Origin of the sequence: Cupriavidus sp. UYPR2.512, assembly GCF_000379565.1 — a bacterium.
Classification (GTDB): domain Bacteria; phylum Pseudomonadota; class Gammaproteobacteria; order Burkholderiales; family Burkholderiaceae; genus Cupriavidus.
Genome location: NZ_KB903075.1, coordinates 250,743 through 267,402, shown reverse-complemented (window position 1 = coordinate 267,402; position 16,660 = coordinate 250,743). Strand labels below are relative to the sequence as shown.

Below are 16,660 nucleotides of genomic sequence, written 5' to 3'. Positions count from 1 at the left end.
ACGGACTATTGGACGAACCCGACTTTAGGTTGTTGGCAGCCTGCTAAGACCGCCATCGGTGGGACGCCTTCGGCTGCGCTGCGCGCACTCAGTATCTCAGGTCGGAGGCACGGGCACGGAGTGCATCGCTGCGCTCGCACCGCGTGGTCGCGGATGACGCCGAACCCAACGCTGTCAGGACCTGGTCGGTCGCTCTGCTTAGGGCCGGCGCAGCAGCCGTAGGCGTCCCCGCGATACGGTCGGTAGCAGGCGGCCTACGCCCTGCATGGGGATCGTTCAATAGTGGGTTAACGAAGGCACTGCCCCTGACTCACATGGCGTAGCAGGCTCGAACGGGCAACCACACCGAACGGCAAGCACCGCCGTGGGAACGGGCCAACGCCGAGGAATGGATTGCCAGCCGCTCAGGCGACGCGTTTTTGGTTACTTTTTGTCGCTCGGACAAAAAGTGACTCGCCGGCTACGCCGGCGAAACAGCCCACGCTAGCCAAGAGCAACAACCGACCGCCGGCGACAACCCAAACCCCAATAACCCAAACTCAATCCGGCACCGCCATCACCCCACTCTTAAGCAACGCAGCAACAAGGTCAGACTGCGTCACCATCCCCACCACGCGCCGCTGATCGTCGATCACGGGCGCGTGGTGAAGGCCCCCGTCTGAAAACGCCTGCGCCAGTTCCACCATCGGCTGCTCGGGGCGGGCGGTGATGACGGCGCGCGTCATCAGGTTGCGCACGGTGCCGGCGAGGCGCCGCGCGCCGGTATCACGCTGTACCGCAAAAAAGTCGCTCTGGGTAATGATCCCCACCAGCCGCCGGGTGGCGTCCACCACCGGCAGTGCCTTGATGCGGTGCCGCGACAGCAGGTGCCCCGCCTCATGCGCAGGCTGGTCCGGGGTCACCATGATCACGTCGCGCGACATGATTTCGCCGCACAGCACGTTGCCGAAGTGGCGTCGGTAGGCGCGCAGCTGCGCTGCAACCAGGATCTGTTCGAGGTCGTCTTCTTCGATATCCAGGAATTCGCCCCGCACCTTCAGGGCGGCGTCGAGGTCGGCGCGGGTGACGCCTATGCGCTGGGATGGCGGCACGTCTTTCGTCCCATGCTGCGCTGCAGGCTCGGGCGGGCGGTGCGGGTAGCGCCGCCGCGACAGGTTGTTGAAGGCAAGCGCCATCAGCAGCAGCAGCATCGAATTGAACAGCACCGGCACGGCCACAAAGCCAAAGCCCAGCGCACTGACCGCCGGACCGCCGAATACGGCGGTGATGGCCACCGCGCCGCTGGGCGGGTGCACGCAGTGGAGCTGAAACATCAGGGCGATGGCGAGTGCCACCGCGACAGCTGCGGCCAGGCCAGGGTCCGGAATCCAGCGCGCGCACGCCACGCCTATCACCGCGGCAATCAGGTTGCCGCCAATGATCGACCAGGGCTGCGCCAGGGGTGAGGATGGCACGGCGAACAACAACACCGCAGAGGCCCCCATCGGCGCGACAAACCAGGGATTGAAGCCGCCTAGTGTCTGGTGGCTGATCCATTCGGTGCAGAGCAGGCCGAGGAGGGCGCCCAGGCAACTCTTGAGGCGCTCTTTGCGGCTGGCGGCAACGGGCAGCGGAATGAATGTGCGCAGCCATGCACGGGCATTGTGCGCCAGGGCGGAGACGGGGGCGGTTGGCATTCTTGTAACGGGGGCGCTTTGGAATGGTGCGCGTAATATATCACGCGGTGATATATTTGGCCGCCTTTGGTGCGGTGCATCCCAACCGTGGGGCATGACGCACCGCACAAGAGCAAGGAGCCCCAATGTCGTCTGTCATGCCGGTCGAGAAACGCGACTATGCCGTCAACCGCCGCCTGCTGATACTGTCCGTGATCGCGCTGGGCATCGGTGCGCTCAGCACCGTGGCGGCGGATGTGCTGGTGAACCTGATCCGGTTTTTCACCAACCTGTTTTTCTACCAGACCCTGTCGCTGGCTGAGCGTTCGCCTGCCAACCATGCGTTGGGGGCGTGGGTGATCGTGGTGCCGGTCATCGGCGGTTTGATCGTCGGCCTGATGGCGCGCTACGGCAGCGACAAGATCCGCGGCCACGGCATTCCCGAGGCCATCGAGGCGGTGCTGTTCGGCAAGAGCAAGATGTCGCCGCGGGTGGCGGTGCTCAAGCCGTTGTCCTCGGGCATCGTGATCGGCAGCGGGGGACCGTTCGGTGCCGAAGGGCCGATCATCATGACCGGCGGCTCGCTGGCGTCGCTGCTGGCGCAGTACCTGCACCTGACCGCGGGCGAGCGCAAGGCGCTGCTGGTGGCGGGCGCTTGCGCCGGCATGACCGCCATCTTCGGCACGCCGGTGGCGGCGGTGCTGCTGGCGATCGAGCTGCTGCTGTTCGAGCTGCGTCCGCGCAGCCTGCTGCCGGTGGCGCTGGCCTGCGCAATAGCGGGCTTCCTGCGGCCGCTGTTGTTCGAGGCCGCGCCGCTGTTTCCGCTGCAGACGGCGGCGGCGGGCACGCCGGCGCTGTTCTCCTGTGTGCTGGCCGGCCTGCTGTGCGGTGTGCTGGGCGCGGGTCTGACCCTCGCGCTGTACCGCACCGAAGACGCCTTCTCGCGCCTGCCGGTGCACTGGATGTGGTGGCCGGCGCTCGGCGGGCTGGTGGTCGGCATCGGCGGCTATTTCGAGCCGCGTGCGCTGGGCGTGGGCTATGACGTGATCGGCGACCTGCTGAATAATCGTATCGCCATCGAAATCGCGCTGGCACTGCTGGCGGTCAAGGCCGTGATCTGGATCGCGGCGCTGGGCTCGGGCACCTCGGGCGGGGTGCTGGCCCCGCTGCTGATGCTGGGCGCGGGCCTGGGCGTGGTGCTGGCGCCGTGGCTGCCGGGCGGCTCGCCGCAGCTGTGGGCGCTGGTATGCATGGCCGGGGTGCTGGGCAGCGTGCTGGGCGCGCCGCTGACCGCGATCGTATTCGCCTTCGGGCTGACGCATGACACGCAGTCGCTGCTGCCGCTGTTGCTGACTACCGCGGTGGCCTATGGCTTCTCGGTGCTGGTCATGAAGCGCTCGATCATGACTGAGAAGATCGCCCGGCGCGGGCTGCATATCTACCGCGAATACGGCGTGGACCCGCTCGAGCGCGCGCATGTGGATGAGCTGATGACGCGCGACGTGGTCGCCATTGATGCCGACCTGCCGGTGGCCGAGGCGATGGTGCACTACTTCGGCGAGCATGCCGCGCATCGCGCCTACCCCGTGGTGGCCGGCGGGCGCGTGCTCGGCATGCTGGAACGCGCCGCCATCCGTGGCCTTGCCGCCGGCGAAGTTCCGCCCGGCATGCGCTGCCGCGACCTGCTGAGCACAGCGGCGCATGTGCTGCTGCCCGGCCAGACCGGGCGCGCCGCCGCGGGCAGCATGGCGGCGCTGAGCGTGGCGCGCCTGCCGGTGGTGGAAAGCATGGAGACCATGCGCCTGGCCGGCATCCTGTCGCTGCGCGACCTGCTGCGTCCCAGCGGCAGCGTCTTCCACGAGGAGTCGCGACGCGAGCGCCTGCGCGGCCGCACCGCGGCCTGAGCGCTACTTGTACGTTGACAGCAGGATGCTGGTCTCGGTGGCGCTGATGCCGTCGATCAGCCGGATCCGGTCCAGCGTGCGGTCGAAGGCCTCGAGCGTATCGGCGCGCAGCTCGGCAATGATGTCCCAGCGGCCATTGGTGGTGTGCAGCGCCTGCACATTGGGTTCGCCTCGCAGCGCCTGCAGCACGGCGCGCGCCTTGTTGCCTTCCACGGCAATCGTCATCCAGGCGCGGATGCGGTGCGCTTCGGCCTCGGGCCGCAGGCGCACCGTGTAGCCAACGATCACCCCTTCCTGTTCCAGCTTGTCGATGCGGTTCTGCACGGTCGCGCGCGACACGCGCAGCGCCTGCGCCAGCGCCGTGACCGGCATGCGCGCGTTGTCGCGCAGGAGGGAAATCAGCTGGTGATCGGTGGCATCCATGGGTGGGCAAATGGTCTTTGCAAAGCGCCAGCATGAGTTGGCATTTTGATAAATGACTCGCACAAATTGCGCAAGTTGCTGGCTATTAGTTAACACCAGCTTGCCCGAGAATTCAATCGACCGATTGATTTCCCAACCCCTGCCATAAAAAGGAGCCGCCGTGACCCACACCCCCACGATCCTGCTGGTCGAGCCGACCTTCTACGACGTGTCGTACAGCATCAATCCGTGGATGGATCCGGCTGCCTGGGCGCGCGACCCGCGCGGCATGCACCACAGCGCCATGCAGTCGTTCGACGCGCTGCGCGAGGCGCTGGGCCGGGCCGGCTTTGCGGTGGAAGTGGCCCCTGGCGCACCGGGGCTGCCCGACATGGTGTTCCCGGCCAACGCCGCGGTGGTGCTCGATGGCCGCGCGCTGCTGGCGCGCTTCCGCTACCCGCAACGCCGTGGTGAAGAGGCGCCGTTCGCCGACATCTTCGGCACGCTGCGCGAGCGCGGCCTGCTCGACGAAGTCGCGCTGCTGCCCGAGGGCTGCTTCCAGGAAGGCGCGGGCGACTGCATCTGGGATGCGGGCCGCGGCCACTTCTGGGCCGGGTTCGGTCCGCGCTCGTCGCATGAGGCGGCCGTGGCGGTGTCGAACTACTTCGGCAAGGACGTGGTGGCGCTGGAGCTGGCCACCGAGCAGAGCTACCACCTCGATGTCTGCTTCTGCCCGCTTTCCGGCGGCGAGGTGCTGTACTACCCGCCGGCCTTCAGCGAAGCGGCGCTGCGCGAACTGCGCGCGCGCGTGCCGGCGCGGCTGCGTATCGAGGCCAGCGCCGACGATCTGCGCCACTTCAGCGTCAATGCCGTCAATCTCAACGACCAGGTGGTAATGACCCGCACCACGCCGCACCTGCGCACCGAACTGGGCCGGCGCGGCTACCAGCTGCATGAGGTCGACCTGTCGCCCTTCATGCTGTCCGGCGGCGGCGCGTATTGCATGACGCTGCGCCTGGATCGCCGCAGCGGGCCGGGCATCGCCGCGGTGGCGGCCTGAGTGCAGGCACCGCACCGACAGCCAAGGAGACGGTCATGAAAAGCACCGCCCGATCCCTGTTCCTGGACGCCAGCGACGTGGCCCGTCTGGTGGCGGCCATCGGCCCGCAGGCCGCCATTGTGGACCTGGCCGGGCAGGTCCGGCAGGCCTTCCTGCGCTGGGACGACTTCGACAAATCCGCACGGCTGGCGAGCCATTCCGCGCGTGGCGTGATCGAGCTGATGCCGGTCAGCGACGGCATCCAGTATGCGTTCAAGTATGTGAACGGCCATCCGCGCAATGCGCAGCACGGCATGCCGACGGTGATGGCCTGCGGCTTGCTGGCCGAAGTGGAAACCGGCTTCCCGCTGATGCTGGCCGACCTGACGCTGGCCACTGCGTTGCGCACCGCGGCCACCTCGGCGCTGGCGGCGCGCGCCATGGCGCGGCCCGGTGCGGCAACGATGGCGCTGATCGGCAACGGCGCGCAGGCCGAGTTCCAGGTGCTGGCCTTCCAGGCGATGCTGGGCGTGCGCGAGATCGCCGCCTATGACATCGATCCGGCCGCCACCACACGGCTGATGCGCAACCTTGGTGGCGTACCCGGTCTTTCGATCCGGCGCGCCGAATCGATCGAGGCCGCGCTGGCCGGGGCGGATGTGGTCTCCACGGTAACCGCCGACAAGACTCGCGCCACTATCCTCACGCCGGAAATGGTGCGGCCTGGCATGCACCTTAATGCGGTAGGCGGCGACTGCCCCGGCAAGACTGAACTGCATCCCGATATCCTGCGCCGCGCGCGCATCGTGGTGGAGTACGAACCGCAGACGCGCATCGAAGGCGAGCTCCAGCAGTTGCCGGCCGACGCGCCGGTGACCGAACTGTGGCAGGTGCTGGCCGGCCACGCGCCCGGCCGCGCGGCGGCGGACGAGGTGACCGTGTTCGATTCGGTTGGGTTTGCGCTGGAAGACTACGCCGCGCTGCGCTGGCTCTACGCCGCAGCGCAGGCGCACCGGGCGGGCAGGGCCGTTGAACTGGTGGCGATGCCGCCGGATCCGCGCAACCTGTACGGCTGGATGATGGCCCAGGCCGACGGCAATGAAGCCGGGCTGGCAACGCCCCGGCGGGCGGCAGTGGCCTGAAGCTGCAATCGATACCGGGGCCGGCATGCCCCGGTGCGGCCGTGCTCAGGCGGTGCGGCCCATCATCAGCTGGGCGCGCAGGAAGCCCTTGACCTCTTCCAGCGACGGCGTCTTCAGGAACACCATGATGCCCCAGTGCTGGAGGGCATCGGCCACGCCTTCATAGGCCTGGCGGTTGGTGATCACGGCAAAGATCACGTGCTGGCGGGCAAAGAAATTCTGCAGCTTCTCGATGGTGGCCGACTCGGCGTCGTTCAGTTCGTCGACGTAGTACAGCACCACGCGCGGATGCTCGCTGACCGAGGTGATGACGGTGTCCAGCACATCGTCGACCACCACGCTCTTGAGCGGCAGCCCCCACTTGGCAAGCTGGCCGTGGATGCGCTGCGCTTCCTGGTGGTTGGGGTGGAACACCACCAGGTCCAGGCCGTGCGGCGACGCCGATTCCGGCCCGATGCGCGTCGCCAGCAGGCGGTGCACGGTTTCCTTGTGGATGCGCCGGTGGCCGCCGTTGGTCTTCCAGGCGCCAAGTTCGCCGCGCTCGACCATCTTCTGGACGGTGCCCAGCGAGACGTTAAGCAGTTTTGCCGCTGTACGCGTGCTGTAATAAGGCTTTTCAGCCAGTGCCGGATCCAGTTTCATCCCATCACCCGTAGTACTGAAGGCAGCCGCGCCGGGATGGCGCCCGCGGCACCAGGCACAAGCGCCGCGCGGTTGTCACTGCCAAGGTTGACTGACCCTGTGTCCTGGCCCGCTCCCCCGCCGGCCGGACGGCTTTCGTTATAAATTTGTTATTTCTTTCATTTCTAGCTGATCAGCGATTTTCCGGACATATTGAATGTCTGGGACTCCGATCTGCTGGAAGCCAATAATATGCCGCAAACGCCAATCGATCTGTAAGAAAAAACATAAATCCATCGCATATTGGTTGTTTAACGCACATTGGTGCTTGCAGGCATACACGACAGTAACGGAGACATTGATCTGCGGGGGTGGTTCCCCATGGTTGGAGGCAACGTCTTAAGGATCCGCTGAATACAGCGGCCGCTTCAGAGTTCTATCGTGACGTGACAGATCGCGCGGCATGGCCGGCGCTGCTGCCCTCGATTCACAGTCCACGCTTCACAGCGATGCTTCACAGCCCGTGCTTGCGCACCTTGTCGAACAGCGTGGTCTTGGCCACGCCCAGGGCTTCGCTGGCGCGGCTCAGGTTGCCATCGTGGCGGCGCATGGCATCGGCAATCAGTGCGCGCTCGAATTGCTCGACTGCCTGCGCCAGCGGCAGGGCTTCGGGGGCGGTGGTGCCGTGGCCGGGGTTGCAGCCCAGCCCCAGCACGTGGCGCTCGGCCAGGTTGCGCAGCTCGCGCACATTGCCGGGCCATGGGTAGGCTACCAGCGCGGCCAGCTCGGCCGGGGTGGCGGGCACAGCGTCGCGGCTGAAGCGCAACGCGGCCTGCGCGACGAAATGTTCGAACAATGCCGGCACGTCTTCGCGCCGCTCGCGCACCGGCGGCAACTCCAGCGTGATGACGTTCAGGCGGTAGTACAGGTCAGCGCGGAACTGGCCGGCATCGGAGAGCGCGCGCAGGTCGGCCTTGGTGGCGGCCACCACGCGCGTATTGACCGGCACCGGCTGGTTGGAGCCAAGCCGTTCCACCACGCGTTCCTGCAGCACCCGCAGCAGCTTGATCTGCAGCGGCATCGGCATGCTCTCGATCTCGTCGAGAAACAGCGTGCCGCCTTCGGCGTGCTCGATCTTGCCGATGCGGCGGCGCGCGGCACCGGTGAACGAGCCGGCTTCATGGCCGAAGATCTCGCTCTCGAACAGCTGCTCTGGCAGGCCGCCGCAGTTGATGGCGACAAAGTTGCGCGCGTGGCGCTGGCTGGCCTCATGCAGGCAGCGCGCCACCAGCTCCTTGCCGGTGCCGGTCTCGCCGTGGATCAGCACATTGGCGTCGGTGCCGGCCAGGTCGGCGATCAGGCGGCGCAGCCGCTCGACCGTGGGCGAATGGCCGATCAGGTGGGCTTCCAGCTTCTGGCGGCCAGCCAGCCGTTCTCGCAGTTCTGACACTTCCAGCGCGAGCCGGCGTTGCTCCAGCGCGCGGCGCGTGGCGTCCACCAGCTGCTCGGGCGAGAACGGCTTTTCCAGGAAGTCGTAGGCGCCTTGCTTCATCGCCTGCACCGCCAGCCCCACGTCGCCGTGGCCGGTGATCATGATCACCGGCAGGGCCGGGTCGCGCTCGCGCAGTTGCGCGAGCAGCGCCATGCCGTCCTGGCCCGGCAGGCGAATGTCGCTGACGACTACGCCGGCATAGCCGGGTCCGACCTCGCGCAGCGCGGCCTCGGCGCTGCCCACGCCGCGCGTGGCGATGCCCTCCAGGCGCAGCGCCTGCTCGCAGCCCAGGCGCACGTCGGCATCGTCCTCGACGATCAGTACGGTCAGGTCAGCCGGCATGCTTTGCGTCCTGTGGGTTGGCGTCCTGCGGCGCCGGCGGCAGCACCAGCGTAAAGCAGGCGCCGCCGTCCGGGTGGTTGGCGGCGGACAGGCTGCCGCCGTTTTCATTGAGGATGCCGGCGGACAGCGTGAGACCGAGCCCCAGACCTTGCCCGGCGGGCTTGGTGGTGAAGAAGGGTTCGAACAGCCGTGCGAAGGCTTCCTCGGACAAGCCGGCGCCGTTGTCGCGCACGGTCAGGTGGACCATGGCGCCCGCCACGTGCGCGTGCAGTGCAATGCGCGGCGCGGACTGGCCGGCGACGGCATCGAGCGCGTTGCCGAGCAGGTTCACCAGCACCTGTTCCAGGCGGTTGGGATCGCACACCACGGCCAGCGTCGGATCGATATCGCGCTGCAGCGCGGGTTGGACCGCGTCCACGCGCGTCTGCAGCAGGAACAGCGCGTTGTCCACCGCTTCGGCCAGCCTGGCCTGGCGGCGTCCGTTGCCGGACTTGCGGGCAAACGACTTGAGCGCGCCGGTGATGCGGCCCATGCGCTCGACCAGCCCGATGATGGTGTCGAGGTTGGCGCGCACGGTGGCGTAGTCGCCGCGCTCGAGGAACTTGCCGGTGTTGCCGGAGATGGTGCGCAGCGCCGCCAGCGGCTGGTTCAGTTCATGCGCGATGCCGGTCGACATCTGGCCCACGGCGGCCAGCTTGCCTGCCTGCAGCAGCCCGTCCTGGGCCTGGCGCAGCACGGTCTCGGCCCGGATGCGTTCGGCCACCTCGGCCTGCAGGCGCTGGTTGGAGGTGGACAGGTCGGCGGTGCGATCGGCCACCTTGCGCTCCAGTTCGCTGTTGGCCGCCTCCAGCGCGGCGCGCGCCGCCAGGCGCTCGTTGACGATGCGGCGGCGCACGTTCCACGCCGCCCCCAGCAGCAGCACGAAGGCGCTCAGCACGCCGGCCAGCGCGGCCGTGTTGAGCGCGGCCACGCGCGCCTGCGAGGTATTGGTCAGCAGCGTCAGCTGCCAGTCAGTGCCGGGCAACGCGGCGCGCTGCGCCAGCATCGGCGGGCCGCCGCGCAGGCGCACCAGTTCGTCGCTGCTGCTGCCGTTGCCGTTGTTCAGCTTGCGCACCGGGGTCAGCGGCAGTTGCGGCAGCGGGGCGCGGTTGTACTGCAGGCTGCGCGCCAGCCGCTCGCGCGCCTCGGGTGACAGGGGGTGCAGCGCAGCCAGCTTCCACGACGGGTCCGAGGCCAGGATCACCACGCCGTTCTCGTCGGTCAGCAGCATCTGGCTGTCGGCGCCCTGCCAGCGGTTCTCCAGCGGCTCCAGGCCGATCTTGACCACCGCCACGCCGACCGGGTTGTCGCGCTCGCCCAGCGGCGCCGACAGGTAGTAGCCCGATTCGCTGCGGGTGGTGCCCACGCCGTAGAAGCGGCCCAGCTGGCCGTCCATGGCTGACTGGAAGTACGGGCGGAAACTCAGCGCTTCGCCCAGGTAGCTGTCCGGGCGCTGCCAGTTGCTGCTGGCCAGCACCTTGCCGTGCGCATCCAGCACATAGATCACGCGCGTGCCGGCGCGGGTATTGAGGGCGCTCAGGTAGTCATTGGCGCGTGCCGCGCGGGCGGCGTCGTCCGGGCGCAGCAGCAGCGCGGCGATGCGCTCGTCCAGCGACAGCAGGCCGGGCACGTAGTCGTAGTGGGCCAGCTCGCTTTCCAGTGCCTGCGTGTATAGCCGCAACTGCACCTGGCCGCGTTCGGCCTGGCGCGCCAGCGCGGTGTCGTAGCTGTAGCGGTAGCCGAGCGAGCCGGCCAGGCCCACCAGCACGGCCAGCGCCAGCAGTGCGAGCAGCGGGGCAGCGCCGCGCAGGCCGTGGGGCAGGCGCGAGCCGGTGGGTGCGGCGGACGCAGGTGCGGTGGCGCGGGTGGTATCGCCGGGAGAGTGTAGCGGACCGGTCATCAGGTGTTGGGTGAGGCAGGTGGCAAAGCCGCCGCGCGGGCAAGACGGGCAGGGGCCGGCGCGGGTGCCTACTTTTACCACACCAGGGGGCAGTGCCGCGCCAGAATGCAAAAAGGCCCGGTTGCCGTATCGGCAACCGGGCCCTGGCACGCCTGGCGGACGGTATTACTTGCCCGCGAGGACCTGGGCAGGTGCCAGGCCGGTGGTGGTATCCGAGGCGGGTTCATCCTCCTCGGACGGTACCGGCGCGCCGATGGCGCCTTCGCTTTTGGCGACGACGGCGGTGGCAATCGCATTGCCGAGCACATTGGTCACAGTGCGACCCATGTCGAGTACGTGGTCGATGCCCAGCACCAGCAGGATGCCGGCCTCCGGCAGGCCGAACATCGGCAGCACGGCGGCGACCACCACCAGCGAGGCGCGCGGCACGCCCGCGATGCCCTTGCTGGTGACAAGCAGGACCAGCAGCATGGTGATCTGCTGGGTCAGCGACAGATGGATGCCATACACCTGCGCCACGAACAGCGCGGCAAACGAGGTGTACATGATCGAGCCGTCCAGGTTGAACGAGTAGCCCAGCGGCAGCACGAAGTTGGTGATGCGCTCCTTGACGCCGAAGTGGGTCAGCTGGTCGATCACCTTGGGGTAGGCCGATTCGCTGCTGGCTGTGGCGAAGCCGATCATCAGCGGCGTACGCATGCCCTTGAGCAGGCGGAACACGTCGCGGCCCAGGAAGTAGTAGCCGCCGGCGATCAGCGCCATCCACAGCAGCGCCAGCGCCAGGTACAGGCTGCCGATCAGCTTGGCGTACACCAGCAGCACGCCCAGGCCTTGCGCGGTGATGACCGCGGCGATCGCGCCGAACACGCCCACCGGCGCAAACGCCATCACGTAGTTGGTGACCTTCAGCATCACCGCGGCGAGGCCCTCGATGCCTTGCAGCACGGGCTTGCCCACGCCGTCCTTGACCGTGCCCAGCGCAAAGCCGAAGAACAGCGAGAACACCACGATCTGCAGGATCTCGTTGTTCGCCATGGCCTCGACAAAGCTCTTGGGGAACATGTGGGCGATGAAGTCGCGCAGGTTCAGCGCGCCGGTCTTCAGGTTCGAGGCGGCGTCAGCCGGCGGCAGCGGCAGGTTCATGCCGTGGCCGGGTTCCAGCAGGTTGGCCATCACCAGGCCCAGCAGCAGCGAGGTGATCGAAGCGCCAACGAACCACATCATCGCCTTCAGGCCGATGCGGCCCACGGCGCGGCCATCGCCCATGCTGGCGATGCCGGCCACCAGCGTGGCGAACACCAGCGGGCCGATGATCATCTTGATCATCCGCAGGAATACATCAGTCAGGATGGACAGGTGGTCCGCAATCGATTTGGCAGTGGCGGCGTCCGGCGCCATGTTGTGCGCGGCGGTGCCGACCAGCACGCCTAGCAGCATCGCAATGAAGATCAGGGTGGGCAGTCGATTCAGTTTCATCGTGGATCAGGCCTGTGCGTCCGTCTCCTGTGGCAGGGACGGGCGTCTGTGTATTGCAGGAAGGCTGGGCGGCGATGTCGCGGCGCCGGGCCGGCCTTGTCGTGGTTCAGCGCGGCAACAGGTGCCGGGGGTTCGCCGGGGTGGCGAAGGGGGTGGGCAAGGCGGGGTCGGTCATGTGTGTCCTCCTTTGTTTTTTGGCATGGGCCGGCGCGCCGGGATGCGTGCCGGCCGACCTGTCTGACGCTGTTAGCGGCGGCCTATATTGCACGCGCCGTGCCAGCCCGAAGTGCCTTGCGCGGCCAGGTAACTCTTTGAATAAAAAGTGGAAATTGAAGTGCTTCCGGCGCACGGTTCGGGAATCCGGACCGGGCTGCGACAGTGCCGTTCGGAAACCCGAACGAGCTTATAAGCGTTAACCCGCGGTTTTGGGCAGGCCGGACTGACAGCGTGGCCGGACGCAATGAATGGAGAAGTGATGCATGAGGCGCCCTCGCTGACCGCGTGGCGCGGCGCTGGCGAGGGGCGTGGGAGGAGGGGGAGGAGGGGGAGGAGGGAGAACGGCTCGCAGGACGGGCGGCGCCAGCCGCCGCTTATTTCAGTCTGCGCCCCAGCGTTTCCGGCACCATCGCCAGGCCGATCAGCGACACCAGGCCGCAGCCGATCACATACAGCGCGGGCGCGTTGACGTCACCGGTGATCTGGATCAGCCGGGTCGAAAAATACTGCGCAAAGCCGCCGAAGATCGCGATCGCCACGCAATAGGCGATCGACAGCCCGGTGGCGCGCAGCCGCTGCGGCAGCACTTCGCTGACTAGCACCATCGAGGCCGGCGCGGTCATCGACATCGGCACCGACAGGCAGCCCACCACCACCAGCAGGCGCGTGAGCGACGGCTCGGCGTTGATCAGCACGAAGGCCGGGTAGACCATCGCCAGCAGCGCCACGCGCGACCACAGCACCACGGTCTTGCGGCCGATGCGGTCAGCCAGCCAGCCCGCGAACGGCGACAGCACCACCTGCACCAGCGCCGCCACGCACGCCGCCCAGATGCCCAGTGACAGCGGCATCTTCAGCACGCTGACCGCGTAGTTGCTGAGGTAGTACACGACGATATAGGTCGAAGAGGCCAGGCCGATCATCAGCAGGATGCTGGCGATCACCTCGCGGCCATGGCGGCGCAGCAGCGGCCATTGCGCGGCGTGCTCGCCGTGGCGCGCGGGCGCGGTTTCTTCCAGCCGGCGGCGGATCACCAGGCCGACCGGGATCACCAGGATGCCGATCAGGAAGGCGAGGCGCCAGCCCCAGGCTTCCAGGTCGGCCGGCGCCAGCACGTTGCTCAGCACCAGGCCGGTGATCGCGCCCAGCAGCGCCGCCAGGCCCTGGCTGAACGGCTGCCATGCGGTATAGAAGCCGCGCGTGCGGTCATCGGCGTATTCCAGCAGCAGCGCGGTCGATGCGCCCATCTCGCCGCCGATGGCAAAGCCCTGCACCAGCCGCGCCGTCACCACCATCACCGGTGCCAGGATGCCGATCTGCGCGTACGGCGGCGTCACCACGAAAATCAGCGAGCTCAGCCCCATCAGCCACAGCGTCAGCGCCACCGCCGGCTTGCGCCCGGCGCGGTCGGCGTACATGCCGATCAGCAGGCCGCCCAGCGGGCGCATCAGGAAGCCGACGCCAAAGGTGGCGAACGACATCAGCAGTTGCCCGGTAGGGTTGTCGACCGGGAAGTAGAGCCGGCCGATCAGCGTGGCAAAGAAGCTGTAGACGACGAAATCGTAGAACTCCAGGCCATTGCCGATGGTGATGGCGGCAATGGCGCGCGTGCGTGACAGCTGCGCCTGGGGCGCCGCGACCGCCGCGCCGGCGGTGGTGTCGATGGACATGGGTGTCTCCGTAAACGATAAGGCGCCGGCCGAGGCGAACGTGGCGCCCCGGCGGCAGAACGGCTCTTGCTGGCCGCGGGTCAGTCGCGCGATGCGTGGTTCAGCATCGGCAGGTTCAGGCCCTGTTCGCGCGCGCAGTCGACGGCGATCTGGTAGCCGGCGTCGGCATGGCGCATCACGCCGGTGGCGGGGTCGTTGTGCAGCACGCGGGCGATGCGCGCGGCGGCCTCATCGGTGCCGTCGCAAACGATCACCACGCCGGAATGCTGCGAGAAGCCCATGCCGACGCCGCCGCCATGGTGCAGGCTGACCCAGGTGGCGCCGCTGGCGGTGTTGAGCAGCGCGTTCAGCAGCGGCCAGTCGGACACGGCGTCAGAGCCGTCCTGCATGGCCTCGGTCTCGCGGTTGGGGCTGGCGACCGAGCCCGAATCCAGGTGGTCGCGGCCGATCACGACCGGCGCCGACAGCTCGCCGCTGCGCACCATCTCATTGAAGGCCAGGCCCAGCTTGGCGCGCAGGCCCAGGCCCACCCAGCAGATCCGTGCCGGCAGGCCCTGGAAGCTGATGCGCTCGCGCGCCATGTCGAGCCAGCGGTGCAGGTGCTCATCATCGGGGATCAGTTCCTTGACCTTGGCGTCGGTCTTGTAGATGTCCTGCGGATCGCCCGACAGCGCGGCCCAGCGGAACGGCCCGATGCCGCGGCAGAACAGCGGGCGGATATAGGCGGGCACGAAGCCGGGGAAGTCGAAGGCGTTGGCCACGCCTTCTTCCTTGGCCATCTGGCGGATATTGTTGCCGTAGTCGAAGGTCGGCACGCCCATCTGCTGGAACGCCAGCATGGCGCGCACATGCGCGGCCATCGACGCCTTGGCGGCCTTGACCACCGCCGCCGGCTCGCGCTGCGCGCGCTCGCGGTATTGGTCCCAGCTCCAGCCGGCCGGCAGGTAGCCGTTGAGCGGGTCATGCGCGCTGGTCTGGTCGGTGACCATGTCCGGGCGCACGCCGCGGCGCACCAGCTCGGGCAGCACCTCGGCGGCGTTGGCGCACAGCGCGATCGAGATCGCCTTGCCCTGCGAGGTATAGCGGTCGATGCGGGCCAGCGCGTCGTCCAGGTCGGTGGCCTGCTCGTCGACATAGCGGGTCTTCAGACGGAAGTCGATGCGGCTTTGCTGGCATTCGATGTTCAGCGAACAGGCGCCGGCCAGCGTGGCGGCCAGCGGCTGCGCGCCGCCCATGCCGCCGAGGCCGGCGGTCAGCACCCAGCGGCCCTTCAGGTCGCCGCCGAAGTGCTGGCGGCCGGCTTCGACGAAGGTCTCATAGGTGCCCTGCACGATGCCCTGGCTGCCGATATAGATCCAGCTGCCAGCGGTCATCTGGCCGTACATGGCCAGGCCCCGGGCATCGAGTTCGTTGAAGTGTTCCCAGTTGGCCCAGTGGGGCACCAGGTTGGAGTTGGCGATCAGCACGCGCGGCGCGTCGCGATGGGTGCGGAACACACCGACGGGCTTGCCCGACTGCACCAGCAGGGTCTGGTCGTCTTCCAGGCGGATCAGGGCCTCGACGATGCGGTCATAGCATTCCCAGTTGCGGGCGGCGCGGCCGATGCCGCCATAGACCACCAGTTCCTTCGGATTCTCCGCGACCTCGGGGTCGAGGTTGTTCATCAGCATGCGCAGCGGGGCTTCCGTAAGCCAGCTCCTGGCCGTCAGCGTGGTGCCGCGGGGGGCGCGGATTTCGGTGTCGCGGAAACGCGTGGTGGTGGTGGTCTTGGTCACGGGAACTCCTTCGGTCGTGCTGGTCTGGAACGCTCGCTTTTTTGGGCGACGCATAGGCATGTATATTCCTGTATATACAAGTACGTATAAATCGGGGTAATCCCGTAGGCGATCAGCGCCAGCGCGGCGCTTTAATCACAAATGATGTTGGGGTCTCTTGTGCCCTGGCAGGGCGGCAGGTTCCGGGCCTAGGACGTGAACCGGCCTTCCAGGCGATGCAGGGATCCGGGATGCACCAGCCGCACCGATGTCACCACGCGGCCCGCGGACCAGGTGCGGCGGCGGATCAGCAGGCATGGCTCGCCCCGCTGGATGGCCAGCAACCCGCATTCTTCCGGCAGCGCCAGCACGGCCTCGACCACGTGCTCGCCTTCAGTCAGCGGCGCGATGCGGGACAGGTATTGGTAGGGTGTTTCGCTGGTGAAATCCTGCGCCAGGTAGTCCGGCGCCACCGCGGCATTGACATAGCGGTCCTCCAGCTGGATCGCCACGTCGTCCTCGTAGTGCACGATCACGGAATGGAACACCCGCTCCTCCAGCGCCACCTCCAGTGCCGCGGCCTGTGCCGGGCCGGCGCGTTCCGCCTCCAGGCTGATGACGCGCGCATGATGCCGGTGCCCGCGTGAAGCGATGTCTTCGGCAATATTGTTGACCGCATACAGCGCGGTCCGCCGCTTGGGTTCGGCAACGAACGTGCCGACACCCTGCAGCCGCACCAGCATGCCCTCCGCGGTCAGCTCGCGCAGCGCGCGATGCACGGTCATGCGGCTCACGCCCAGGGACCCGACCAGTTCGGTCTCAGACGGCACGCGGTGATGCGGCGGCCAGCTGCCGTCAGCGATCCTGCTGCTGATGTGCTGCTTGACGCGCGCATAGAGCGGCGCCGGCATAGAGTCGGACACGAGCGACAACGGGTTCCCCTTGGGTTCGGCCATGCGGCCATGCGACAGGCGCCGAATTTATCATGGCCCGGCACCCTGGCTGGCG

At 67.7% G+C, this 16,660-nt stretch carries 12 protein-coding genes; 3 read left to right on the top strand and 9 right to left on the bottom strand.

The features are described 5' to 3' along the window. Window positions 1-539 precede the first annotated feature (539 nt). Window positions 540-1,676, bottom strand: a complete 1,137-nt coding sequence (locus tag A3A5_RS0121325) for an HPP family protein (protein WP_018312552.1) — start codon at window positions 1,674-1,676, stop codon at window positions 540-542. A gap of 125 nt (window positions 1,677-1,801) precedes the next feature. Here A3A5_RS0121325 and A3A5_RS0121320 point away from each other — a divergent pair, with 125 nt between their 5' ends. Beyond that, the gene (locus A3A5_RS0121320) at window positions 1,802-3,559 is read left to right on the top strand and encodes a chloride channel protein (RefSeq protein ID WP_018312551.1); all 1,758 of its coding nucleotides are present in this window, start codon (window positions 1,802-1,804) and stop codon (window positions 3,557-3,559) included. A gap of 3 nt (window positions 3,560-3,562) precedes the next feature. Here the strand turns inward: A3A5_RS0121320 and A3A5_RS0121315 are convergent, their stop codons facing one another. Further along, complete coding sequence (locus tag A3A5_RS0121315; RefSeq protein ID WP_013955729.1) at window positions 3,563-3,982, bottom strand: Lrp/AsnC family transcriptional regulator; 420 nt, start codon at window positions 3,980-3,982, stop codon at window positions 3,563-3,565. Between the two features lie 160 nt (window positions 3,983-4,142). On the opposite strand from A3A5_RS0121315, the gene A3A5_RS0121310 reads away from it, so the two are divergent. Further along, window positions 4,143-5,021: a dimethylarginine dimethylaminohydrolase family protein gene (locus tag A3A5_RS0121310; protein ID WP_018312550.1), complete on the top strand. Its 879-nt coding sequence runs from the start codon at window positions 4,143-4,145 to the stop codon at window positions 5,019-5,021. Window positions 5,022-5,056: 35 nt separating this feature from the next. Beyond that, entirely contained in the window at window positions 5,057-6,142 is a 1,086-nt protein-coding gene (locus A3A5_RS0121305) for an ornithine cyclodeaminase (RefSeq protein WP_018312549.1), read from the top strand. A 45-nt stretch (window positions 6,143-6,187) separates the two neighbouring features. Here the strand turns inward: A3A5_RS0121305 and A3A5_RS0121300 are convergent, their stop codons facing one another. The 7 genes from A3A5_RS0121300 to hutC form a co-directional block, all read right to left on the bottom strand. After that, a complete protein-coding gene (locus tag A3A5_RS0121300) occupies window positions 6,188-6,784 on the bottom strand; it encodes a helix-turn-helix domain-containing protein (protein ID WP_018312548.1) in 597 nt (198 codons plus the stop codon). Between the two features lie 493 nt (window positions 6,785-7,277). Next, a complete protein-coding gene (locus A3A5_RS0121295; RefSeq protein WP_018312547.1) occupies window positions 7,278-8,597 on the bottom strand; it encodes a sigma-54 dependent transcriptional regulator in 1,320 nt (439 codons plus the stop codon). Next, window positions 8,587-10,536: an ATP-binding protein gene (locus A3A5_RS0121290; protein ID WP_018312546.1), complete on the bottom strand. Its 1,950-nt coding sequence runs from the start codon at window positions 10,534-10,536 to the stop codon at window positions 8,587-8,589. Before A3A5_RS0121290 ends, A3A5_RS0121295 begins: the two co-directional genes overlap by 11 nt. A 165-nt stretch (window positions 10,537-10,701) precedes the next feature. Next, on the bottom strand, window positions 10,702-12,012 hold the full coding sequence (locus A3A5_RS0121285; RefSeq protein WP_018312545.1) for a dicarboxylate/amino acid:cation symporter: 1,311 nt from the start codon (window positions 12,010-12,012) through the stop codon (window positions 10,702-10,704). A 590-nt stretch (window positions 12,013-12,602) separates the two neighbouring features. Continuing rightward, window positions 12,603-13,898, bottom strand: coding sequence for an MFS transporter (locus tag A3A5_RS0121280; RefSeq protein ID WP_018312544.1), 1,296 nt, complete (start codon window positions 13,896-13,898; stop codon window positions 12,603-12,605). Window positions 13,899-13,978: 80 nt separating this feature from the next. Then, on the bottom strand, window positions 13,979-15,673 hold the full coding sequence (gene hutU / locus A3A5_RS0121275) for a urocanate hydratase (protein WP_018312543.1): 1,695 nt from the start codon (window positions 15,671-15,673) through the stop codon (window positions 13,979-13,981). 188 nt (window positions 15,674-15,861) lie between these two features. Next, window positions 15,862-16,608, bottom strand: coding sequence for a histidine utilization repressor (gene hutC / locus A3A5_RS0121270; protein ID WP_018312542.1), 747 nt, complete (start codon window positions 16,606-16,608; stop codon window positions 15,862-15,864). Window positions 16,609-16,660: the final 52 nt, after the last annotated feature.

What these genes read in the sequence shown, in the direction of transcription:
- A3A5_RS0121325 (WP_018312552.1), bottom strand. Translation starts at nt 1,676, where the DNA reads ATGCCAACCGCCCCCGTCTCCGCCCTGGCGCACAATGCCCGTGCATGG.
- A3A5_RS0121320 (WP_018312551.1), top strand. Translation starts at nt 1,802, where the DNA reads ATGTCGTCTGTCATGCCGGTCGAGAAACGCGACTATGCCGTCAACCGC.
- A3A5_RS0121315 (WP_013955729.1), bottom strand. Translation starts at nt 3,982, where the DNA reads ATGGATGCCACCGATCACCAGCTGATTTCCCTCCTGCGCGACAACGCG.
- A3A5_RS0121305 (WP_018312549.1), top strand. Translation starts at nt 5,057, where the DNA reads ATGAAAAGCACCGCCCGATCCCTGTTCCTGGACGCCAGCGACGTGGCC.
- A3A5_RS0121300 (WP_018312548.1), bottom strand. Translation starts at nt 6,784, where the DNA reads ATGAAACTGGATCCGGCACTGGCTGAAAAGCCTTATTACAGCACGCGT.
- A3A5_RS0121295 (WP_018312547.1), bottom strand. Translation starts at nt 8,597, where the DNA reads ATGCCGGCTGACCTGACCGTACTGATCGTCGAGGACGATGCCGACGTG.
- A3A5_RS0121290 (WP_018312546.1), bottom strand. Translation starts at nt 10,536, where the DNA reads ATGACCGGTCCGCTACACTCTCCCGGCGATACCACCCGCGCCACCGCA.
- A3A5_RS0121285 (WP_018312545.1), bottom strand. Translation starts at nt 12,012, where the DNA reads ATGAAACTGAATCGACTGCCCACCCTGATCTTCATTGCGATGCTGCTA.
- A3A5_RS0121280 (WP_018312544.1), bottom strand. Translation starts at nt 13,898, where the DNA reads ATGTCCATCGACACCACCGCCGGCGCGGCGGTCGCGGCGCCCCAGGCG.
- hutC (WP_018312542.1), bottom strand. Translation starts at nt 16,608, where the DNA reads ATGGCCGAACCCAAGGGGAACCCGTTGTCGCTCGTGTCCGACTCTATG.